Origin of the sequence: Nocardia niwae NBRC 108934 = DSM 45340 (assembly GCF_001613465.1) — a bacterium.
In the GTDB taxonomy this organism is placed as follows: domain Bacteria; phylum Actinomycetota; class Actinomycetes; order Mycobacteriales; family Mycobacteriaceae; genus Nocardia; species Nocardia niwae.
Genome location: NZ_BDCK01000052.1, coordinates 1 through 22,455 on the forward strand (window position 1 = coordinate 1; position 22,455 = coordinate 22,455).

21 protein-coding genes are annotated in these 22,455 nt (G+C 68.4%); 7 read left to right on the forward strand and 14 right to left on the reverse strand.

Annotated elements, in window-relative coordinates:
- Window positions 1-215: recombinase family protein (locus NNI01S_RS36230; RefSeq protein ID WP_245676429.1), on the reverse strand; the 215-nt coding region annotated here is incomplete at its 3' end.
- Complete coding sequence (locus NNI01S_RS30495) at window positions 173-778, reverse strand: TetR/AcrR family transcriptional regulator (RefSeq protein WP_063024592.1); 606 nt, start codon at window positions 776-778, stop codon at window positions 173-175. The genes NNI01S_RS36230 and NNI01S_RS30495, both read right to left, overlap by 43 nt.
- A 42-nt stretch (window positions 779-820) precedes the next feature.
- On the opposite strand from NNI01S_RS30495, the gene NNI01S_RS30500 reads away from it, so the two are divergent.
- A complete protein-coding gene (locus NNI01S_RS30500) occupies window positions 821-2,230 on the forward strand; it encodes an amidase (RefSeq protein ID WP_063024678.1) in 1,410 nt (469 codons plus the stop codon).
- A 1,091-nt stretch (window positions 2,231-3,321) separates the two neighbouring features.
- Window positions 3,322-4,440, forward strand: a complete 1,119-nt coding sequence (tal, locus tag NNI01S_RS30505) for a transaldolase (protein WP_063024594.1) — start codon at window positions 3,322-3,324, stop codon at window positions 4,438-4,440.
- Window positions 4,441-4,546: 106 nt separating this feature from the next.
- Here tal and NNI01S_RS30510 read toward each other — a convergent pair whose 3' ends face one another.
- Complete coding sequence (locus tag NNI01S_RS30510; RefSeq protein ID WP_063024596.1) at window positions 4,547-4,858, reverse strand: EthD family reductase; 312 nt, start codon at window positions 4,856-4,858, stop codon at window positions 4,547-4,549.
- Between the two features lie 301 nt (window positions 4,859-5,159).
- On the reverse strand, window positions 5,160-5,813 hold the full coding sequence (locus NNI01S_RS30515) for a hypothetical protein (protein ID WP_063024598.1): 654 nt from the start codon (window positions 5,811-5,813) through the stop codon (window positions 5,160-5,162).
- 560 nt (window positions 5,814-6,373) lie between these two features.
- Here NNI01S_RS30515 and NNI01S_RS30520 point away from each other — a divergent pair.
- Complete coding sequence (locus NNI01S_RS30520) at window positions 6,374-7,528, forward strand: transcription termination factor Rho, short form (RefSeq protein WP_063024600.1); 1,155 nt, start codon at window positions 6,374-6,376, stop codon at window positions 7,526-7,528.
- 105 nt (window positions 7,529-7,633) lie between these two features.
- Here the strand turns inward: NNI01S_RS30520 and NNI01S_RS30525 are convergent, their stop codons facing one another.
- From NNI01S_RS30525 to NNI01S_RS30535, 3 genes are read right to left on the reverse strand one after another with little or no spacing between them, the layout of a single operon-like run.
- Window positions 7,634-9,331, reverse strand: a complete 1,698-nt coding sequence (locus NNI01S_RS30525) for a tetratricopeptide repeat protein (protein ID WP_063024602.1) — start codon at window positions 9,329-9,331, stop codon at window positions 7,634-7,636.
- Between the two features lie 37 nt (window positions 9,332-9,368).
- Complete coding sequence (locus NNI01S_RS30530) at window positions 9,369-11,183, reverse strand: ABC transporter permease family protein (RefSeq protein ID WP_063024604.1); 1,815 nt, start codon at window positions 11,181-11,183, stop codon at window positions 9,369-9,371.
- The gene (locus tag NNI01S_RS30535; protein WP_063024606.1) at window positions 11,180-12,472 is read right to left on the reverse strand and encodes an ABC transporter substrate-binding protein; all 1,293 of its coding nucleotides are present in this window, start codon (window positions 12,470-12,472) and stop codon (window positions 11,180-11,182) included. Before NNI01S_RS30535 ends, NNI01S_RS30530 begins: the two co-directional genes overlap by 4 nt.
- Window positions 12,473-12,670: 198 nt before the next feature.
- Here NNI01S_RS30535 and NNI01S_RS30540 point away from each other — a divergent pair, with 198 nt between their 5' ends.
- From NNI01S_RS30540 to NNI01S_RS30555, 4 genes are all read left to right on the forward strand, one after another.
- Window positions 12,671-14,014, forward strand: coding sequence for a cytochrome P450 (locus NNI01S_RS30540; protein WP_063024608.1), 1,344 nt, complete (start codon window positions 12,671-12,673; stop codon window positions 14,012-14,014).
- Window positions 14,015-14,062: 48 nt separating this feature from the next.
- Window positions 14,063-14,920, forward strand: a complete 858-nt coding sequence (locus NNI01S_RS30545) for an SDR family NAD(P)-dependent oxidoreductase (RefSeq protein WP_063024609.1) — start codon at window positions 14,063-14,065, stop codon at window positions 14,918-14,920.
- Window positions 14,917-16,425 carry a flavin-containing monooxygenase gene (locus tag NNI01S_RS30550; protein WP_063024611.1) on the forward strand — a complete coding sequence of 503 codons (1,509 nt, stop codon included), beginning with the start codon at window positions 14,917-14,919 and terminating at the stop codon, window positions 16,423-16,425. The genes NNI01S_RS30545 and NNI01S_RS30550 overlap by 4 nt, the downstream gene beginning before the upstream one ends.
- A gap of 81 nt (window positions 16,426-16,506) precedes the next feature.
- A complete protein-coding gene (locus NNI01S_RS30555) occupies window positions 16,507-17,124 on the forward strand; it encodes a TetR/AcrR family transcriptional regulator (protein ID WP_245676430.1) in 618 nt (205 codons plus the stop codon).
- Window positions 17,125-17,167: 43 nt separating this feature from the next.
- Here the strand turns inward: NNI01S_RS30555 and NNI01S_RS30560 are convergent, their stop codons facing one another.
- The 7 genes from NNI01S_RS30560 to NNI01S_RS36620 form a co-directional block, all read right to left on the reverse strand.
- Complete coding sequence (locus NNI01S_RS30560) at window positions 17,168-17,509, reverse strand: hypothetical protein (protein ID WP_063024613.1); 342 nt, start codon at window positions 17,507-17,509, stop codon at window positions 17,168-17,170.
- Window positions 17,510-17,578: 69 nt separating this feature from the next.
- Window positions 17,579-17,920: a 4Fe-4S dicluster domain-containing protein gene (locus NNI01S_RS30565; RefSeq protein WP_063024682.1), complete on the reverse strand. Its 342-nt coding sequence runs from the start codon at window positions 17,918-17,920 to the stop codon at window positions 17,579-17,581.
- Entirely contained in the window at window positions 17,920-19,509 is a 1,590-nt protein-coding gene (locus NNI01S_RS30570) for an FAD-dependent oxidoreductase (protein ID WP_063024615.1), read from the reverse strand. The genes NNI01S_RS30565 and NNI01S_RS30570 overlap by 1 nt, the downstream gene beginning before the upstream one ends.
- The gene (locus tag NNI01S_RS30575) at window positions 19,506-19,751 is read right to left on the reverse strand and encodes a hypothetical protein (RefSeq protein WP_063024617.1); all 246 of its coding nucleotides are present in this window, start codon (window positions 19,749-19,751) and stop codon (window positions 19,506-19,508) included. The genes NNI01S_RS30570 and NNI01S_RS30575 overlap by 4 nt, the downstream gene beginning before the upstream one ends.
- A 272-nt stretch (window positions 19,752-20,023) precedes the next feature.
- Window positions 20,024-20,272 carry an NAD(P)H-binding protein gene (locus NNI01S_RS30580; RefSeq protein ID WP_063024619.1) on the reverse strand — a complete coding sequence of 83 codons (249 nt, stop codon included), beginning with the start codon at window positions 20,270-20,272 and terminating at the stop codon, window positions 20,024-20,026.
- Between the two features lie 51 nt (window positions 20,273-20,323).
- Window positions 20,324-21,427 (reverse strand): glutamate--cysteine ligase 2, encoded by a 1,104-nt coding sequence (locus NNI01S_RS30585; protein ID WP_063024621.1) that lies wholly within the window; start codon window positions 21,425-21,427, stop codon window positions 20,324-20,326.
- Between the two features lie 252 nt (window positions 21,428-21,679).
- Entirely contained in the window at window positions 21,680-22,327 is a 648-nt protein-coding gene (locus NNI01S_RS36620; RefSeq protein WP_063024623.1) for a VldE C-terminal domain-containing protein, read from the reverse strand.
- Window positions 22,328-22,455 lie beyond the last annotated feature (128 nt).

A 22,455-nucleotide genomic window follows, 5' to 3' on the forward strand; every position in this document is an offset into this window, starting at 1 on the left:
GGTTCGAGCGCCGACGTGGGTGCGGGGTTCAGGCCTTCGAGGGTTCCTTCGCTGATGAGGTCGGCGGTCATCTCGTCCATGGCGACGATGACGTGGAACAGGAACCGCCCGGCGGGGGTGGTGGTGTCGATGCCTTGTTCGAGCACGATGAGGTCGGGTGCCGCGTTCGTCGCTATTGCGCCGCCCCCCGGTCCTTCTCGGCCAGTGCCGCCCATGCGGTGATCAACAAGTCGTAGGCGTCGACGACGATGTCGTCGGGGATCCCGTCGGGGGTCAGTAGCTTCTGAACCAGAAGGCCATCTTCGAGGGCGTGCACTATCAGCGCCAGGAAGGCGGGATCTGCTGGAGGATGCGGCAATTCGTGGGTGATTCCGGTGGCGATGGCGTTGCGGGCGGTGAGTTCGCGTTCGGCCAAGCGTGATCGCAGTTGGGGATTGCGCAGGATGTGGAGTACGAGTTCGAGCCGTAGCGCCAGCCATTCGTCGAGATGACGAGCACGGGCGCGATTGAACTCGCGCAACGGTTCTCGGTTGGCGTGGTCGAGTCCGGCGACTTCTACGAGTTCGCGCTGCGTTCGCCGGGTGAGCAGTTCGAGGGTGAGTTCATGCTTGTCCGCGAAGTTGCCGTAAAAGGCTCCTCTGGAGTATCCGGCGCGTTCGGCTATCTGCTCTACCGAGGTGCCGTTGACGCCGCGTTCGGCGAACAACTTCGCGGCGGAGTCGAGCAGCCGGTCGCGGGTCTGTCGTCGGCTTTCCTCGCGGCTGAGTCGCTGATTCATATTCGATAGTGTATCTAAATACAGCTATGTATATTGCGTCGCGTGGAGCATCTGTATGAGGCGAGTGCGGCGCAGGTCGCTGTGGCCGTGGCGGCGGGCGAGATCAGCGCAGTCGAGGTGGTCGAAGCGCATCTGGCGAGGATCGGTGCGGTCAACCCGGCAGTGAACGCGGTAACGAATGTGCTGGCCGACGGCGCCCTCGCCGCCGCACGCACGATCGACCGGCGGCGCGCGGCGGGCGAAGCGGTGGGTCCGCTGGCCGGAGTCCCGTTCACGGTGAAGGAGAACATCCATGTCAGGGGATCGGCCACGACGATGGGTGTGCCGGGCCTGAGGAACCTGGTGGCTACGGCCGATGCGCCACCGGTGCGTCGGCTGCGCGCGGCTGGGGCGATCCCGATCGGCCGAACCAACCTGCCTGATCTGACGATCGCCGGTCTGCACACAACAAGCACGCTGTACGGCGATACGCGCAACCCATGGGATCCGCATGCCCGGACACCTGGTGGGACCAGTGGCGGCGACGGTGTCGCGGTAGCCACCGGCATGGCGCCGCTGGGACTGGGCAACGATTCTGGTGGCTCCTTACGCAATCCGGCGACATTCAATGGGATCACCGCACTCAAACCCACCTACGGCCGATTCGCCGCGGACCATCGGATCAGCGGTCACGAACCGACACTGGCGTCACAACTGTTCCCGGTCGATGGTCCACTCGCCCGGTCGGTGGCGGATCTGCGGCTGGCTTTCGAAGTACTGGCCGGCACCGACGCGCAAGATCCCCGGGCCGTTCCCGCACCGCCGGACGGTCCGCCATTGAGCGGCCCCGTCACGGTCGGGCTGGTGACCGATCTCGATGGTGACCGAACGCATCCCGACGTGCGCGCCGGTTTGGCCGATGCGGCAGACGCGTTGGCCGACGCCGGCTACCGGATCGAAGAAGTGCAGGTACCCGCACTGGCCGAAGCGCTGGCAGTCTATTCCGGATTGATCAGCACCGAATTCTCTCTGGCCTGGCCCACACTGCGGCCACTGCTGAGCGAAACCAGTCGCCTGCACATGGAGTTGATGATGCGTCGGCACCCACCATCAGATCTGCCCGGCTATATCCAGCTGACCGCCGCCAGGCTGGGTGTGCAGCGCGCCTGGACGCAGTTCCTCGACCGGTATCCGCTCCTACTCGGCCCGGTATACACCGAATTGCCGCCACCACCAACTGTTCCGCGCGACGCGGACGAGCAGGAGCGGATGATGAGCCCACTGCGCTTGTGCACCGCCACCACCCTGGTGGGAGTCCCAGCGGTAGCCGTTCCGGCCGGTGTGATCGGCGGGCTGCCTCAGGGCGCTCAGGTCATCGGCCGGATGTATCGGGAAGACCTGTGCCTGACCGCGGCGGGCGCCATCGAGCAACGCTTGGGAGTGCTGACCCCGATCAACCCGATCGCGGCCTGACAGCGCAGCGCGCACATCGACACAGGATGCCTCAGACACGTAGATGATCAGAACAGCGTGTCGCGGACCCGTAGGGGCCGGTACCCGGTCGGGCCGAGTGCGGCAAGTGGTCGCCGAACGTAGACCAGCGGGGATAGGTTGTGGCCTGAAACGAGACTCGGGTCTCGGCACGTCTGCCTCGCAGCTGGAGTCGTCCCACAGCCCCGGGCATCGCGGTCCGCGCATATCGCCGCCGCAGCGCCCACCGCGCTGATAGGCCCGACTCGACCGCAAGTGTCGGTTGACCGCAATCGCCTTGCTGCTTCCACTGGTTTGCTGTCGACGGTGTGCCTCGAGGATACGAGTGGAGGAATCGGACAAATGGCGCACCCGCATTTGTCGCGGACGGACAAGCGCAGCCGTTACGGCGTGAACGATCCTGGGGTTGTCAGCCAATTTTTCGATTGCGTGGAGGTGGTCATACAGAGGGCATCGATGAAACCCTCACCCTTATCACCACCGGCCGGTACGGCCGGTGCCGCGGCTGCCGCACCGAGATTCCGCTCCGCCTACTGCAAACCATTCCCACTACGCAGTGGTGTCTGAAGTGCCGGCGGCATCTGCCCGCCTTCGACGGTTCCCGCCCGATGCGCGGACACCTTACTCGAACAGCTCTCCAAGGAAATCGACGTGACCTGCGGCGCACAGGAAACCCCTCGCATTGGCGTGAGCGTGCCTTCCGCGGCGACGACAGCCCCCATCTCGGCCGCCTACCGTGCCTCCGATACCGCTCGAGCGGATGGCTGGTCAGCCACTACGACCCGCTGGAGAACCCGGGATGCGACCAGGCGACCAGGCCATTGAGAGGCTGTGAGACTCGGAAGCCAGGCGATCTCCAGCCCATCGTCGACGGTCCCGCACCCTCGTCGTGCTCGGCAAACCGATTGCAACGGCCCGTATGGGGGCATCCCCACGACAACCAACTGTGACCGATGGTCATCCCGCTGGACACACCGTTACCACCGAGAACCCCGCCCCGAAAGGCGGCCCCGGCTCCGTTGTCGGAATTCGACCCGAGCCGGAATCCGCACCGAGTGGGAGGAGGACATGAGATGCCTAACCCGTTGACTGCGCTGACCCAGGCCGGGGTGTCGATCTGGCTCGACGACCTCAGCCGCGAACGCCTCACCGACGGCAGCCTCGCCGATCTGGTTCGGGACCGGCATGTGGTCGGTGTGACTACCAACCCGACCATCTTCGCCAAAGCAATCACCGGCAGCGACTGCTACGCCGAGCAAATCCGTGATCTCGCTCTGCGCCAGCTGGACACCGACACGGCCCTGCGGGAGCTGACCACCTACGACGTGCGCTGGGCCTGCGATGTGCTGCGCCCGGTATATGAGGATACCGGCCAGGTGGACGGGCGGGTCTCGATCGAGGTCGACCCGCGGATCGCCCACGACACCGACCGCACGGTGGCCGATGCTCGCGCCCTATGGTGGCTGGTCGACCGGCCCAACCTGTTCGTGAAGATCCCCGCCGCCAAACAAGGGCTGCCGGCGATCACCGCCTGCCTTGCCGACGGCATCGACATCAACGTCACCCTCATGTTCTCCCTGCACCGATACCGCGAGGTGATCGAAGCGTTCTGGTCCGGGCTCGAACAAGCCCACGCACGCGGGAAAGACATCACCGCCATCCACTCCGTGGCGTCTTTCTTCGTTTCCCGTGTCGACACCGAGGTCGACCAGCGTCTCGACGAACTCGGCACCGATCAGGCCGCCGCCCTGCGCGGTCAGGCCGCGATCGCCAACGCGCGGCTGGCCTATCAGCTCTATGAGCAGAGTCTCGACAGCGACCGGTGGCGGGCGCTGGCGCGGGCCGGTGCCCGTCCGCAGCGTCCGCTGTGGGCGTCGACCGGGGTGAAAGACCCCCGCTACGACGACACCCGCTACGTGGTCGAACTTGTCGGGCCCGGAGTGGTGAACACCATGCCGGAAGCGACCCTGCACGCTGTCGCCGACCACGGCCTGGTCCCCGCCGACAGCATCCACGGCAGCTACCCTCACGCTCGGCAGGTCCTCGACGAGCTCGCCGGGTTCGGCGTCGACTACGACGACGTCGTCGCCACCCTGGAAGCCAATGGTGTCGCCACATTCGACGCCAGCTGGGACCGGCTCGGCACCGACCTCGCCCACGCCCTCACCGGCACACCCTCCCGGCAGCGGTGACACCGATGACCGCACCCTCGGCGACCGCAATCGCCGGTGCCGGGCCGGGCGGGCTGAACGCCGCACAGGCATTGCGCGACAACAGATAGGTGCCTCGGGGCCGGGCTCAGCAGGTGCCGTCGTGCACCGGATAGTGGATGACGACCGCACCACCGGTGGCGTAGTTGGCGACATCGGCAGCCACCTGCCGGCCCTGCGGAGACGTCCTCGCCGCGGTCATTGCCGCAGCGTCAGCGAACTCGGCCTCGAAGACCGCGAAGTACGGCGTCTGTCCCTGCGTCGCTGCCACCTCGAAGCTGTAGCGCCACGCGAGCAGGCCGGGCATGCGCGTGACCAGCGGGAGGTGGTTGTTCACGTAGTAGGCGCGGAAGTGGTCGGGATCGGCGGGCTCGGGATACAGGACCATCAGCTTGTGCATAGCAACCTCCGTTCAGCGGCGAGCGACCACAACACCCGGAGATCTCGGGCCGTCGCCGTACCGGCACCACCCTAAAGAGACACGAGCAGCAGCACGAGCGAATATCCGCCTCCGGCTCGGCCCAGCTCTCGTGGTGATAGCGGGGCGAAGTCGGGGGTCGGGCCGATTCGACACGGAAAGTATGCCGCCGGGCGGCGGAATAATCGGGTTCTGGCGCACGTTCGGTGATCGCTGTGGTTGATGCCGCTTTCCCCAACGCCGGCACGTGAATCCCGAACCTGCACGGCATCGCTGGGAGGGCTCACCGATGATTCGTGCCGTCGCCGAACGCGGTCAGGAATTGTTCATCGACGCAGTTGTCCCAGTCGTCGAGCGACCACCAGCCCCAGGGTGCTTCGGGCTCCGTCACCAACCTTGTCGGCCGACCGGTCGCCATGTGTTCGATCCGCTCGGCGGCCGCTACCGGTCGACCCTTCCACGTCAGCTCCACTCCACTGAGCTGGGGCTCCGCGTCGGCGAGTGCGTCGATCAACCGGCTCGGCAACTTCGTGGTGGATCGCCAGTCGTCCAGCCACTCCTCGCTGGGGAGCCCCCAGTATGCGATTTCGGGAGTACTGGGGGTTTCGCGTGAGGCGGTGGTCTCGTCGGCGAACCACGATTTGCGCTCGTTCTGCCCATACCGCCAACCGGCGATCGGAGCCTGCCACCAACCATGGTGCACCTGCCACTTCAAATCCGTCAGCGCGTCGGGGATCCGGTCCGCTGTGCTGGGAAGCAGCCGGACGCGAATGCTGTCGTAGCCGAATCGGCACCAGCGCGGCTGCCCGAGATCCTCGGTCGCAGTCCTATGAGTGCGGTGCTCGATAACATCAGGGTCGTCACTGCCGTCTTCGCCGTGGCGCACCCATGCGGAGTCGAGCTGCTCCCCGAATGACTCCCAAACCAAGTCCAGCACGCGCGTTCCAGTCCAGCGTGTACCGAGCTGGACGTCCAACAGCGACCCTGTGCGGCGATGCCAGAAAGGAATGTTGTAGGTCCCTCTCCGCCATGTAGCGGCATCAAGGATGTCCTCCGCGGTAACCACAGTGCCCGACTGTTGGTCGACGCGGACGAACACGGTCGCGATATTGGCCACGACGCAGTGTGACGTGCAGGATCGGCCAGCGCAATTTCTTTGCGGTCAGAATCTCGCCCAATCCACTGTCTACCAGCACTATCGGTGAGCCCAAGAGCATCGAAAGTGCGCCAGAACCAATAATTGGGCGCCCTTGCATGTTGTGGGTGGTGCCGCTAACGTAGGAGCGGTCTTCATCTTGTGGATGTAGGTGACCACTCCCTCCCACAAGAGTCCACATTCACCGCCACGGTCTCGTATGCCGTGCAATCGGCATCCCGCAGGTCGAACGACTCTCTGCCACACGTCATCTCGGCGGGTGCGGCAGGCGTCGTCTCGCGTAGGCGGCATTCACGGCGGCCACCCGCCGGCATTCACTGACAATTCCGGGAGAAGAAACCATGCACAACAACGCTGTTCACAGACAAGACGGCGAACTCGAGGATGACCGGGCGACGGCGGTCACCGGCATCCTCGACCTCACCCACACCCACGCTCGGCTGCGTGTCGACGGCTATCTGCCCGGGCCACGCGACGCCCATGTGCCGGCGCGGCTGGTCCGCGAGCACGGACTCCGTCGCGGCGACACCGTCACCGGCGCCGTGGGCCCCAGACGTGCGGGCGCCGAGCGCGCACCGCTGATCCGAGTCGACCGCGTCAACGGCCTGCCACCCGCCAATGCCACGGCGCGTCCGCAGTTCGCCGACTTGGTTCCCCTCTATCCACAGGAGCGTTTGCGGCTCGAGACCGAGCCGCACGAGCTGATCACCCGCGCCACCGATCTGGTCATGCCGCTCGGCAAAGGACAGCGCGCTTTGGTGGTGGCCCCGCCCAAGGCGGGCAAAACCTCTGTGCTGCAATCCATTGCCCACGGCATCGCCAAGAACCATCCCGAATGCCAGCTGATTCTGGTACTGGTCGGGGAACGCCCGGAGGAGGTGACCGACCTGTCACGCGCCGTCCCGGCCGAGGTAGCTGCCGCGACCTTCGACCAGCCGGCCCACGAACACATCGCGCTCGCCGAGTTGGCCATCGAACGCGCCAAACGGCTCGTGGAAACGGGCCACGACGTCGTCGTACTGCTGGACTCGCTGACCCGCCTGGCCCGCGCCTACAACCTGGCGGCCGCCGGGTCCGGCCGCATCCTTTCCGGCGGCGTCGACGCGGGCGCACTCGCGCCGCCGAAGAAGTTTCTCGGCGCCGCGCGCAATATCGAGAACGGCGGCTCACTCACCATCATCGCCACAGCTCTGGTCGAGACCGGCTCGCTCGCCGACACCGTGATCTTCGAGGAGTACAAGGGCACCGGAAACGCCGAACTGAAGCTCGATCGCCACCTCGCCGACCGCCGCCTGTTCCCCGCGATCGACATCGACCGATCCAGCACACGCAAAGAGGAATTGCTGCTGTCCACCGACGAGCTCGCCGCCACTCGATCCTTGCGAAACACTTTGTCGGGCCGTCCCCCGCAGCAATCGCTGGAACTGCTGCTGACCGGCCTGCGGCAAACCGGAACCAACCAGGAATTCCTGACCCAGATCCGCACCGCGGGGTGAGAAAGTAACCCCGAACGTCGCCCGACGATGTGCTGTAGGAACCAGCGGATGAAAGGGGGTGCCCTGGCGGCATTCGGTCCGCACGAGCAGGGCGCGGGCAGTTGATCAGCGTGGCCGGTGGGCGTGGTCTTCGACGGAGGCGGGCCACTGATCGATGCGTGCGAGTGGGGCGCGGCGGCGGGACGACAGGAGGCCCCGCACACCGCGGTCCGCGCGCAAGGTCGAACGGGCCTGTGCCGCATAGTGTTCGGTGTGACGGGCGGCGGGGTGTCGGCGGCGGGCCTCGGCCAGCCATCCGGTGGCTTGGCGCAGGGCTTCGGTGCGGGTGAGGGGTGGATCGGCGGGCAGCAGCAGGGTGGCGTGGTCGGGGTCGGCGACGACCGCGGAGCCGAGGTGTTGCAGGCAGCGGCCGATGCCGGGGTCGTCGTCCAGGACACGGTAGGCGGTCAGGGCGAGCTGCCAGCAGCGCAGGGCTCGGCGGGCTTCGCCGCGGGCCCACCACAGTGCGCCCATCGTCTCGTGGGTCTGCGCGCGCCCGTCGGGATCGAGGCCGGTGCGGGTGAGGGATTCGGCGAGTTCGAGACGGTCTTGCGCGGCCTCGAGCCGTCCTTGGCGGATGTGGACGACGGCGAGGTTGATCAGGGCGCACACTTCACCGGCCACGTCCTCGCGCGGCAGTAGCCACCACGCGGTCTCCAGCTGGTCGGCGACCTTGTCCAGATTCACCGGGGCGGTGTCCAGCCGCCGCAACGCCGTCTGATGTTCCCAGCGGGCGGCCAAGCTCGTCGACAGCCGCCGCGGGCGGTAGCCGCGCGGCCGCTTGTCCAGCCGTCCCGCCCGCAGGAACACCAGGTTACGGTCCATCTCGTCTATCCCGGGAAGCGAGCGCAGATCATCGGCCACCCCGAGCACGTTCTCCCCCAGCCCGATTCGCGCGTACCACACGTCCAGAGCGTTGCCGAGGCGAATGAGGTGCGCGACCGCGGCCGGGGGGAACTCCCGGCCGGGATGCGCGCAGGCGGCCACCAGGGCCCGCAGGTAGGGCTCCTCGGTCTCGAACCAGCGGCGAGCTCCCACGGCGAAGCGCCGTGATTCCAGCGCGATCGCCCAGCGGCCCGCGCGGTCGGCGTAGTGGTGCAGCAGCGCGGTGAGCGCCGCGGCCCACTGCGGTCCGGCGGTCACCATGGCTCGGTCCGGCAGTATCGGCACCCGATGGACGCGGAATCGCTGGGCGCCGTCCTCGGCGAGAATCTCCCGGCGGTGAAGACCTTCCAGCAGTTTCGCCGCGGTGCGCGCGGAGGGTTCGCGTGCCAGCGGCAATCGCCCCGGTGTGTCGCGGATGGCGTTGAGCACGGCCAGCAGCGCGATGGTTTCGTAGTCGTGCACCGGCAGGTCCCGCAGCACCGCGGCGATGAGATGCCCGTCGAGCGCCGCGACCCTGCGTGGGGGCGGCGCGGCGGCGCGTGGCCTGCGGTCGGCCAGCGCGGGGCCCGGCTCGACCAGACCGGCGATCAGGTCCATTTCCCGGGCGGTGCGCACCTTGGTGCGATATCCGCGGGCGAACCGGGACAGCGCATACACCGCGGCCGCGACGATGAGAAGCACCGACAACCAGCGCAGCGGCCCGTTGAAGAACTGGACGACGGCGTTCTCACCGAAGGAGTTGACCACCAGGGTGCGCACCAGCTCGAACAGCACCGTGTAGGCGACCAGCGATGCGGTGCCGAGAAACCCGATCCAGATCGAGGATCGCGGCGTCGCGGTCTGCCCGACCGGTTCGGTGGGTTCGGTCGATGTACTCACCGGCCCCCTTCCTCGCCGTACCCCGACGCGGCGGGTCTCATCGCAGCACCCCACCGGTCAGGCCGGGCACCACCCAGCGACGCCAGGTGACCAGCAGCAACGCCACCGGCAGCACGGCCGACACCAGCGATCCGGCGGCCAGTTGCGCGGTGTTCTCACCGAATTGCCGTGCCTCGCCCCACAGCAGCAGCGACCACGGGCTCGCGCCCGCGCCGCTGACCACGAGCCCGAGGAAGAAGTCGTTCCACACCTGGACGAATTCCAGCACCGCCACCGCCCCCAGCGCGGGCCCGGACGAGGCCAGCACGCGCTGGGCGATGGTGCCCGGGCTGGCCAGGCCGTGCAGGGCGTCCGCCGCGGCACTGCCCGGCGGGGCGAGCATCGCACCGCGCAACACGAGAATGGCGATCGGCAATCCGGCGGCGGCGTGCACGAGGATCAGCGGGATCCGCGTGCCCGACAACTCGTGGGCATCGACGAGACCGTCGATCGGCCCGAGGTAGGTCTGCGCCGGGATCACCGCGAGCACGACCAGCGCCACCACGGCCAGCCGGGCGGCGGTGCCGTCAGGTCGCAGCGCCGCCAGCCGGTAGGCCACCGGCGCGGCCGCGGTCACCACGACCACGGTCACGATCCCCGCGACCCAGGCGGTGGTCTGCAGCGAGCGCCACAGTCCGTCGTCGCCCCACAGCAGACCGATGGCCGAGAATCCGAATCCGTCGTGCCCGTGCAACCCGGTGTAGGCCAGCACGCCGATCGGGTACAGCACCAGCACCGAGACCAGCACGATGCCCGCCGCGCGCACCGGACCGATGCGCCGCCGGCCCGCCACCGACATCGCGCGCACCGCCGACCAGCTGGCGCGGTGGCGGCGTACATCCACTTGCAGCAGCCAGGCGACCGCGCCAACGAGCACCGCAAGCGGCAGTGCGTAGGCGGCCGCGACACCGGGCTCGGCGTCGGCCGACAGCCGCCACCAATGCACGGTCGCGCTGTCGACCTGGTACTCGAGCGCCCCGGGCACCCCGATCAGCACCACGTCGAATACGCGCGCGGCCGCGACGCCGACGGCCAGCCCGGCGATCAGCAGCACCGGCCGCAGCAATTCGTACAGCCGGACTGCCAGCGGCCTGCCGTCGTCGCGGTAGAGGTATCCGGCGCGCGCCGGATCGGCTTCTATCGCATGGATTCCGGCACGGAACAGCGCGGTGAGGAAACCCAGCCAGGTCCACAGGAACGCCGAGCCGAGCATCGCCGCGAGCCACCATCGGTAGAGCCCGACGTCCTCGATGTCCAGCCAGCGCGCGCCGCTGCCGAAGATCACCCGGAACGCGACGCCCGACACGAATGCCGACACTCCGAACGGAACGATCAGCGGCAACCACAGCCAGCGCGCCGCGCGCCCCCACCAGGCGATCGCCAGCGCGAGGAGCAACAGCCCGATCGCGAACGCCACCCACAGCAGTGTGCGCAGGTAGGCGCCACGGCCGTCGGGGGTCATCGTCCCGCCCAGCAACCACAATCCGGTGATCGTGCCACCGATGGCCGACGGCCACACCAGGATTCGTATCCAGGGCACGCCCAGCCGCCGGCGTAGGACGGCGGGCAGTAGCGCACCGGCCGCGGTGAGGGCGCAGGCGAGCACGCCGAGCGGCTCGGCCCGGGTGGCGATGAGGACGGTCCACGCGGCGGGCAGGGCCAGGAGCGTGACCGTCAGCACCGTCGCGGGCAGGCCCGCCGCCCACCCCAGCCACCGCCGTGGCCTGCCGCCGGGCACCAGGGGTCCGCGCATGCGCCGGGTGGCCAGCTCGATGCGCAGACCGTTGACGTCGAAATCCGTCGGTGAGGTCATCGACGCCGCCGCTCGACGTCGTCCAGTGCCGCGATCGCGTGGTCGGTGGCCTCGTCAACCCGTCGCTGGGCGCCGTCGCCGATCGCGATGAGGAATTCCGTCAGCACCCGCCACAGTCCTTCCCGGCCGCCCACCGGCCCGATCCGGTCGGACAGATCGAAGGTGCTGCGCGCGGCGAGTTCACGCGCCGAGGGCGCGAGCAACGGCGAGTAGTCCACCTCGGTGCGCAGGTTCGGCGCCAGGAAGCCGCCGTAGCGCTCGATCCACGGCAGCGGGGCGCGCGCGCCGGCCAGTTTCCCGACCAGTTCGTCGGCGCGGGGGTTGGCTTGCTGCGTCACCACGATGACGTCGCCTCCGACGATCTTGGGCCGCCCCGAGGTGGTGGTCACCGGGGGGAAGGGCGCCACGCCGACGGCGTCCTCGACGGTGCGCCCGGAGGCGCGCACCGCGCTGCGCACGATCGGTTCCGCGAAATCGGGGGCGACCACCGCCGCGGCCCGGCGGTGCTGGAACACCTCGCGGACGGCGTCGGAGAACTGCCTGGTCAACGCGACCCCGACGCCGCCGGGGAACGCGTCGCGCTGTCCCCACAGCACGCCCAGATGCCCGAACGCGGCCCGCACCGCCGGGTTGTCCCACTCCCGGCGTTCTCTGGAGGCCAATTCGTCGTAGATCCGGGGGGATTCGGCGAGCAGAACGTTTTCGAAGAAGTCGGTCAGCGCCCATCCGTCGGCGGCGGCCAGCGCGAGCAGGCGGATCGGGGTCTGGGCGAGGACCTCCATCCGGTCGACCCAGTCGCCGAGCGTCCAGGCCGCCGGTTCACCCAGGCCATAGGTGTCGAAATGCTGCCGGTCGAACCACACCAGCGACTTGTCGGCGGCTTTGAACGGCACACCGTAGAGCCGCCCTTCGGAGCGCAGCAGCAGTTGCCATGGCTGGGCGTAGCGGGTGCCGAGTTCGTCGGTCCACACCGTCTCGGCGACGGGTCGCAGTTTGCGTTGTCCGGCGAGTTCACGGACCCGTCCCGCCTGTGGGAGCAGCACCACGTCCGGTGCGGACCGGCCGCCCGCGGTGAACGCGGTATCGGTGTTGTCGCCGAGGGGGATCACCTCGATCGCGAAGCCGAGGTCAAGGCCGTCCAGGACGGCGTGGAAGGCCGCCAGTTCCTGCCCGCTCCAGGAGACCCCGATGCGCACCGCATCCGAGCTGCCCAGCAGCAGGTCCGGTGCGCACGCGGCGGCCAGCGGGAGGACCGCTCCCGCTTGCAGCATCGCTCTGCGCGTCCCCATCGACCCCCGATGTCATTGCGTGCCAATCGAACCCGATTATGCGTCAAAGCCGCCGCGCCGGTGGGCGCTTCGCGATCTTCGCCCCACTCGCCGGAACTCCCGCGCCCGGAAACGGACCGGAGGTGACCCTTGTCACAGCTGGTACAGGCGCGTACCGTACGAGTGGTACATCGGAGTACCACGCGAGGAGGTGGGCGCATGCCCGCTGTGCGACTTCCCGACGGGCCAACCACGCCGCCGATCGTGCAGAACCTGCGGCTGCTGGCCGCGCGCACCCGGACCTGGCGCCACTTGCACGACCGTTACGGATCGGCCTTCAGCATCCACATGCCCCGATTCGGCCCCTGCGTCGTGCTCGCCGACCCGGCCGAGATCAAAGCCCTGTTCACCACGAGCACCGACCTCGTCGACAACATCGACGTCAACCTCGGACAATTCCTCGGACCGGGTTCGCTGTTCGCCCTGACCGGCGCCGAACACCGCACACAGCGCAAACTGCTCACCCCACCGTTCCACGGCCGCAGGCTGACCGTGTACGAATCGCTCATCGAAGAGGAAGCGGTCCGCGAGATGGCGACATGGCCCTCGGGCCGGGAGTTCGCCACGATGGACTCGATGATGCGGATCACGCTGAACGTGATCTTGCGTGCGGTCTTCGGCGCCGAGGGCGCGGAGTTCGAAGAACTGCGCCGACTGCTGCCCAAACTCGTCCTGGTCGCCTCGGCCCTCGCCGCGATCCCGGTTCCGCAGCGGGCGCTGGGCCGATTCGGCCCCTGGGCTCGCTTCAGGGCCTACCGCCACCGTTACGACGAACTCGTCGGCAGGCTCATCGACCGCGCCGCCGCCGACGGCATCGACGAGCGCGACGACGTGCTGGCGATGATGCTGCAGGCCCGCTACGACGACGGCACGGCCATGTCACGCGCCGAGATCGCCGACGAACTGCTGACCTTGCTCACCGCCGGGCACGAGACGACGGCGACGACGCTGTCGTGGACGATCGAGCGGCTGCGCAGGCACCCGGATGTCCTGCGCCGCTTGGTCGCCGAAGCCGACGCCGGCGGTGCGCAGCTGCGCGAGGCGACACTGCTGGAGGTGCAGCGCGTGCGGCCGGTCATCGACATCACCCTGCGCCAGGTCCGCGCCGACACCCTGCCGCTGGGCCGGTGGACCCTGCCCAAGGGCCAGAAGATCGTGGTCGCCATCCGGTTGATGCACGACAACGAGGACCTCTTCCCGAATGCCCGCACCTTCGACCCCGACCGGTTCGCCGGAGTCCGCCCGGGCACCTTCAGCTGGATCCCCTTCGGCGGTGGCAGCCGCCGCTGCATCGGCGCCGCGTTCGCCACGATGGAGATGAACGTCGTACTGCGCACCCTGCTGCGGGATTTCACGCTGGAACCCACCGGCGCCCGGGACGAGCGCACCCACTTCCGCGGCGTCGCGCTCGTCCCGGCCGGCAAGGGCCGCGCCGTGGTGCACCGGCGCACCCCGCGACCCAGCGGGCGACCACTCGACCGTGCCGTCGAGGCGACGGCATGAGCGCGCCCTCCGCCGCCCTCCTCCGCACCTCCCGAAGCAGGAGCACCGATGCCCCGCACACGTAGGCCACTGTCGGGCCGCCCGGTGATGATCACCGGCGCGGCCTCCGGGATCGGCCGCAGTCTCGCCCGACTGCTGTCGGCCACAGGCTCTCCCGTCGCGATCGCCGATATCGACCAGGCCGGTCTGAAGGAGACCGCGGCCGCGCTGACCGGACCGGTGCTCACCCGCGTCCTGGACGTGCGCGACGCCGCCGACCAGCTCGCTTTCGCCGACGAGGTCCGCGACTGGCTGACCGCGCCCCTGGCGGCGGTGTTCAACAACGCCGGTGTCGCGGTCTCCTCCTCGGTACTCGACGCCGTCGCCGAAGACGACGAATGGCTGCGTCGGATCAACTTCGACGGGGTGGTCAACGGCACCCGCGCCTTCCTGCCCATCCTCGTCGAGCAGGACCACGGCGTGATCGTCAACACCTCGAGCGTGTTCGGGTTGCTCGGCATGCCCAACCAAAGCGCTTACTGCGCAGCAAAATTCGCGGTGCGCGGATTCACCGACGCCCTGCGCCAGGAACTGCGCGGCACCGGTGTCGGCGCGGTGAACGTCCATCCCGGCGGCATCAGGACCAACATCGCGCGCAACGCCCGCGTCCGCACCGACCCCGAGGGCCGGGGCCGGACCCATGAGCAGATGGCGGCGGAATTCGAGACGCTGGCACTGACCACGCCGCAGAGGGCGGCCGAAACCATCTGCCGCGGAGTCGAACACGGCAAGTCCCGGATCCTCGTCGGTCCCGACGCCTACCTGTTCGACGCCTTGGCGCGGGTGACTCCCACCCACTACTACGGCGTGGTCGCGCTGCTCGAGCGCCTCCTGCGCACCCGCGACACGCAAGGAGCGCGGGCATGAGCGAACACCTCGACGTCCTGATCGTCGGCGCCGGCCTCTCCGGCATCGGCGCGGCCCACCACCTGCGGACGGCCTTCCCGCAGCGCACCTACGCGATCCTCGAGGCGCGCGACACCCTCGGCGGCACCTGGGATCTGTTCCGCTACCCCGGAGTGCGCTCGGACTCCGACATGCACACCCTCGGGTACCGATTCCGCCCGTGGACGCAAGCCCAAGCCATCGCCGACGGTCCCGCGATCCTGCGCTACATCCGCCAGACGGCCGCCGACGCAGGCATCGACCGGTTCATCCGGTACGGGCATCGGGTGATCGAAGCATCCTGGTCCAGCGCCGAATCACGCTGGAGCGTGCTGGCCGAACACGACGGCGGCACCCGCGAATTCACCTGCGACTTCCTGCTGGTGTGCAGCGGCTACTACCACTACGACCGGGGCTACACACCACAGTTCCCCGGAATCGGCGACTTCCGCGGACAGCTGGTGCATCCGCAGCACTGGCCCGAGAACCTCGACTACGCGGGCAAACGGGTGGTCGTCATCGGCAGCGGCGCCACCGCGGTGACCCTGGTTCCCGCGCTGACCGACACCGCCGCGCACGTGACGATGCTGCAACGCTCACCCACCTATATCCTGCCCGTGCCCGCGCGCGACGCCTTGGCCGACCGGCTACGCGGACTACTCGGGCCGAAACGGGCCTACACCGTGGTCCGGTGGAAGAACGTGCTGCTCAGCACACTCATCTACCAGATGAGCCGACGGCGTCCCCAGCAGATGCGAAAGTTCATCCGCAACCTGACCATCAAGCAACTACCACCCGGCTACGACGTCGACACCCACTTCAAGCCCGTCTATCAGCCGTGGGATCAGCGACTGTGCCTCGTGCCGGACGGAGACCTGTTCCACGCGATCCGCGACGGCCGCGCCTCGGTGGTCACCGATCGCATTGAACGATTCACCGCGACCGGGCTGCACCTTGCCTCCGGCCGCGACCTCGAGGCCGACGTGGTGGTGTCTGCCACCGGCCTGCGCCTGCTCGCGCTCGGCGGCATCCGGCTCACGGTGGACGGACAGCGGATCGCGCTGCCACAGACCATGGCCTACAAGGGAATGATGCTCAGCGGCGTGCCGAACTTCGCCTTCACCATCGGCTACACCAACGCGTCCTGGACGCTGAAAGCCGATCTGGTCAGCGAATTCGTCTGCCGGCTGCTGCGGCACATGGACGCGGGCGGCTACCGCCAGACCACCCCGCGGCCGGACTCCGCGGTAACGCCCGCGCCGCTGCTGGACTTCCAGGCCGGTTACGTGCTGCGCGACATCGACCGGTTCCCCAAAGCGGGTTCGCGGCCCCCGTGGCGGCTGGGCATGAGCTACGCCCACGACGTGCTCACCCTGCGCTACGGCCGCATAGACGACGGCACCATCCGCTTCACCCGTGGCGGCGCACCGTCCGACGACACCCACCCCGCGGCCGCGCAACCCGATCCCGGACACTCCACGGCATGACCGCGCGAGCAAGGGGCCGTTTCCCGGCTACGACCTCGGGCCGGGCACAGCGAACTGAAGGGAGTAACTAACCTGATTCTCGTGACCCGCGCTGCGCCCGTAATTCGTACCACCGCCGACAACGGCTCGGATTCGGGCTTCCGCCGCCGCCTGCTCGACGCCATGGCCGTCACGCTGGGCGAACGCGGTTACCAGGACTCGACCGTCGCCGACGTGGTCCGCCACGCCCGCACCTCGCGCCGCACCTTCTACGAGCACTTCACCAGCAAACAGGACTGCTTCATCGCCCTGCTGACCGAGCATCACAAGGAGATGATCCAGCGCATCGATGCCGCGGTCGACCCGCACATGCCCTGGCGCACCCAGGTGCGTCAGGCCATCGAAGCGTGGATACGCACCGCACGAGAAGAACCCTCCCTCACCCTCAGCTGGATCCGCGTCGTGCCCGCCCTCGGGGACGACACACGGCCGTTGCAGCGCGAAGTCGGCGAGGCGTTCGTGACGCTGATCCAGAAACTCGCCGACACACCGGAATTCGCGGCCGCGGGACTGCGACCACCGTCGCGCCAGGTGGCCACGATCCTCTTCGGCGGCTTCCGCGAACTCATCGCCACCACTGTGGAGGACGGCGACGACATCGCGGGCATCGTCGACGTGGCCGTCGAATCCGCGATCGCGCTGATCGGACCGCACCGCTAGCCCCCGCTGCGGGTCACCGGGCGGCGGCGAAGGCCCCCATAGATCAGCACCGGCACAACGCCGACAGCCGCGCCGTCGCCCGCACCACCGCTTCCGGTGACTTCGACCGGGCGACCTCGGGGTCGCCGCAGTCATCCCAATGCGCCTTCGCATACCGGTCGGCCTCGACGATCACCGACTGCCACGCGGCACCGAACTGCGGATGGCTGTCCAGGAAGTCCTGGCTGCCGACCGACACACCCAGCGGCTTCAGCGCGGGCAGCAAGGCGCCGCGCTGACGGGCGAAGCCGACCGGGCCGGTGAGCACGTTGCCGGTGCCGATGGCGCCGATACGGAGGGTCTTGAAATTCGGCGCGGGCGGCCGAGCCCGCGCCGTCGGTCCCACAGCCGACCAGCAGCCGAGATGACGGCGGGCACGATCGGCCGGAGAAGGCGCGTGATTCGCTTCCGTTGTTCAGAGTTCCGACAGCCGCGGCGGCGCAGCACCGTGCGGCAGACGCGGCCCCACCGCGACGAGACTGCCGGGCTTGCGCCCGCGGCCCCAACCGAGCTCCTTGCGGTAGCGGCCGATGTTCTCGTCGCGAACCGTCTCGTGATCGGCCAGCGGAGTCGCCTCGGGGTCGACGTACAACGCGTCCGCCGGGCAGTAGGCCTCGCACATGAAGCAGGTCTGGCAATCGGATTGCCGTGCGATGACCGGTATTCCGCTGTCGGTGCGGTCGAACACGTTCGTCGGGCACACGTCCACGCATTTGTCGCAAGCGATGCAGTCACCCGCGCGCAGGATCTCGATCATCACGCCACCGCCGAGCTGCCGGAGGTCACGGCCGTCGCCGTCCACACTTCGCCGAGACCGCCGGACAGGATGTGGTGGTGCTGCGCCGGGTCCAGATCCGGGTGGTCGGCGCGTTTACTCATCCCGCGCGTCTCCGTACGCGCCAGCGTCGACCGGTACATCAACCGCCCCACCGCGGTGATCGCGGCGGCCTGCCGGGCGCGCACCCGCTGCTCTCCGGTGTCCCCACCCAGACCGCGAGTGGCGTCCTCCCACAAGCTGTCCAGCTCGGCGAGCGCGGGCCGGATCCGGTCGCCGTGGCGCAGATAGTTCTTTTCGAACGGGATCAACTCCTGCCGCGCGGCCTCGACCACGTCCTCGGCTCGCACCGCCGCACCGTTCTCCGGGCGCAACCCCGTACGCCCGGCCCCCCGCAGATCGGCACTGCGAGCACGAGCCGAGCGCAACGCGAACACCGCCGCGCCACGACCTGCCCAGCTACCCGACGACATCGCCCACGCCGAGTTGTGGCTACCGCCGCCGGTGAATCCACCGCAGATCCGTTCCCGGGTCGCCGCGTCACCCGCCGCGTACAAACCCGCCACCGAGGTGGCGCAGTCGTCGTCGACGACATCGATACCGCCGGTGCCGCGGACGGTGCCCTCGGCGAGCAGGTCCACCTCGAACCGGTCGGTGAACGGGTCGATGCCGCGCCGGTCGAACTGCAGGAAGAAGTTCGGCTGCCCCAGCCGCATCTGCGCCTGAACCGTCGCATCGGCGCGATCGAGCTGCGCGAACACCTTCTCCCGCAACAACGTCCGCGCGATCACCGAACGACCCTTGGTCGAGCCCGCGCCCTCGAGCACCCGCCCGTCCTCGTGGAAGAAGGTCGCGTAACCGTAGTAGGCGGTCTTGGTGATCGTCGACCCCTTCGGCACGATCGCGTACGCGTTGGAGAACTCCATGCCCGAGAACCGAGCACCCGCCTCCGCCGCCATCAGCGCACCGTCACCAGTGTCGACGTTGGTTCCCAGCGCCCGCGACAGGAACGCGCAACCACCAGTCGCGAGCACCACCGCACCGGCGGCCACACGATAGTCACGGTCGGCTCGGCGCTGATAGCCCGCCGCACCGCGCACCACACCGTCATCGTCAACCAGCAATTCCAGCGCCGGCGAATGGTCCAGGACGCGCACCCCGAGCCGTTTCACCCACGCCCGCATCCGGCGCATGTATTCCGGACCCTGCACACCGGTGCGGATCTGCTCACCGGTAGCCGGATCCACCGGGAACGGATAGCGACCCTCCACCGCGAGCCGATTCATGTTCGCGTAGGTCTGATCGAGCACGCGATCCATCCAGTAGTGGTCGGCCAGATGCCCGCCCAACGCCTCCCGGCTTGCCTTCGCGTTCGCCCGCGCGGCCGCTTCCGGCGCCACATACCACACGCCGGTGCCCGACGGGGCGGTGGCGCCGCTGGTCCCGCAGTAACCCTTGTCCACCAACGTCACCTCCGCACCGGCCTCACGCGCGTGGATCGCGGCCCAGCACGCGGCTGGCCCACCACCGATCACCAGGACGTCCGTGCTGATCTGCAACGGTTCACTCATGCGTCTGCTCCTGTCGGCGTCTCGGGATTCATGCCGGCCTCGAGCACCTCGGCCGGCGCCGGGGTGCTCGTGCCGAGCCAGGAACGCGCGCCCGGCTGCCAGATGATCACCGCCAGAATCAATCCGGAGGATGCCCTGACCAGGCCGAGCAGCCTGCAGGGAAACCGGACCCGGCTCTCGACGGTCGCCTCGGCCGTAGCCGAAGGTGGCGCGGAGGTGGTCGGATTCAACTGCAACGTCATCTGCCACGGTCCTCACACGAGAAGTACTGTCCGGAACAGTAAGGCGCGTAACCGGTTCACAGAACGATTGCGATCACCGCGATCCTGAACTCGCGCGCGGCGCGACCACGAGGCCCGCCCAGGCCCTCAACAGCAAGGACATCGGGTCTACCCCGAGCCCCTGCGAATCCGTGCACCGGTCCGCTCGGGCACCACCCGGCCACCGCGCAGGGCGAAGCCGTGCTCCAACAGCATCCCGGCCATGGATGCGCGGGTGCCGCCGCCAGCGCGGGTCAGCCGTAGCGCAAGAACGGACCGACCGTCGTCACCAGCACGTCGCCCCGGCCCACCAGGGCCCGTACCGATCCCGGATCGGTCACGTCGGCGACCGCGGTCTCCGCGCCGCCGAGGTCGGCAGCCAGCTTCTGCAGCGCGGTCGCGTTGCGCGCAGCCAGCACAGGCGCGGCGCCCCGAGCGAACAAAGCCTCTGCGGTCAGGCGGCCGGTGTACCCGGTAGCGCCGAACAACACGATCTTCGGCATCGGCAGTCACCTACGTTTCTGTTCGGCATCTCTCGTCGAGCGGACAGAGACTCAGACACATCCTTCCAGGGTCGCGTGCGCCAGTTCCACGACCACATCGCCTACCTCATGGCGGCCGCGCATCGCTCGAAGCTGGCGTCGGGCGCCGTTACCACGCTTGTCCAGAGCGGCGATCGCTTCGGTGACGAAGCTCCGGTCGCCGAACTCCCGCAACGCCGGGTCGATATGACCGACGAGTCTGTCCAGCAATTCGCGGTGTGGCAGCACACGCCCCTCGACCGGATCGAGTCCCTCGCCGTCCAGACCCGACTGCGCGGCATTCCAGTACGCGGCGCGAAGCACTTCAGCGGGGACGGGCGGAGCGGGTTCACCTCGTTCGATCGATCGCAGGCCCATGGCGACCGTGGCTCTGATCAACGCGGCCAGCAGCGCGGCCTCCTCCGCGGTGGCCGGTACGTCGCTGACGCGTACCTCCACGGTGGGAAACGATTCCGACGGCCGGATATCCCAATACACCATCTTGTTGTCGAGAATGCTCCCGCTGGCGAGCATCGTCGCCACGATCGCGTCGTAGTCCTCGACCGAGGCGAAATACGGTGGCGGCCCCGCGCTGGGCCAGCGCCGCCACAGAATGCTGCGCCAACTCGCATACCCCGTCTCACTGCCGCGGTAGATCGCGGAATTCGCCGTCAGCGCGAGGAATACCGGCAACCACGGCCGGACGTGATTGCCCACCAGCACGGCGGTGTCACGATCGGGTACACCGACATGCACATGACATCCACACAGCCCTTGTTCATGAGCGATCATCCCGAAGGTCTCCGCGATCCGCCGATATCGAGGTGTCTCGGTGACCGGGAACCCTCCGGGCACGGTCGGGGGGACCGCGACGGCAAGCAGCCGAGTGTCCAGGCCGGCCGCGCATTCGGCCACAGTCCTTCGCAGCGTGCGCAATTCCGTGAGCAGGTCACCGATATCGGAGTGCACCCCGCTGCTGGTCTCCACCTGGCAGCTGGTCAGCTCCAACTGCAGATCGATGCCCGCCTTCTTCGCCGCTTCGGCAACTCGGATGTTCGCCGGTGTAGGAGCACCGGTTTCGGGGTCGGTCAGCAAGAATTCCTCTTCGACACCGACTGTCGGCACGTGATCGGGCATACCAGTCCTCCTCCACCACACCCTTCGAGCTCGGTGTCGAGCCCGCATCTCGACCGCACGTCACTGTGTTCCACGCGAGCCGTGAGAAGTTCACCGACTCGTCCTACCCGCGTGGTGACGGGCGAACGAACGTGTTGCGGCCGTACCCTCCGTCGGACGTACCCAAACAGTCGGACACCGGCTTCGGTGCGGCACTGCGGCAGCGCCGCCGAGGAAAGCCGCGGGCGCGCAGAGGTATCGGCGGTTCCGCGATCAGCAGGTCACATCCACTTGGGCAGACTTGTCGAACGACACATGAACATGGTCGTAGTGATTGGCGGTCGGGCTCCCGCGGTCTTCCAGATACGACCAGCCGCTGCCGTCGTTGTACCGCTGCCGCCAGATCACATAGGTCACGCCGAAACGGTGCTGATTGGCCAGAACGAAATCGGCGATCGCGTCACCCCGCGCGGAATCCGACGTCATGAGATCCAGCGCCAGACCCGCGCCGTGGTCGCCGTCGCCCCGGCCGATGGCGCCACCGACGTCGGTCAGAGCGAACGTCTTCTTCAGAAGGTTGCCCACCTGTGCCACGTGCGGCCGTGTGCCGGCGAGTTCCGTCGAACACGGGACCGGCGGAGGCGGCGGAGGCGGATGCTGCACGGCCTCCTTCGCCGACGGTGGAGGTTGCGCGGCGGCGGCCGCGCCCACGGCAGGCTGAGGCGCCGGCGGCACGGTGGTCGTGGCCGGGCCCGCCGCGACAGTGGTGGACGGCAGCGAGCCCGCCGCCGCGGCATGCTGGGCGGCCGGGCCCGGTCGCATCACAGCCCACAGCACGACCACAAGACTCGCCGCGATGGTGCAAACCGCCAGGAAAGCGAGCTTGCGGGCGTCGGTTCGTTTGCGATGTTGACCGGGCATGATGTCGGTTACCGATTACTGTCGAGAACAGGTCACCGATACATTACGAAATGGTCGCGGAAATGTCACGCCCGGCGATCCTCATGCGCTCGATAGGCAAGCCCCGCCCTTGTGCGATCCAGCCGCCA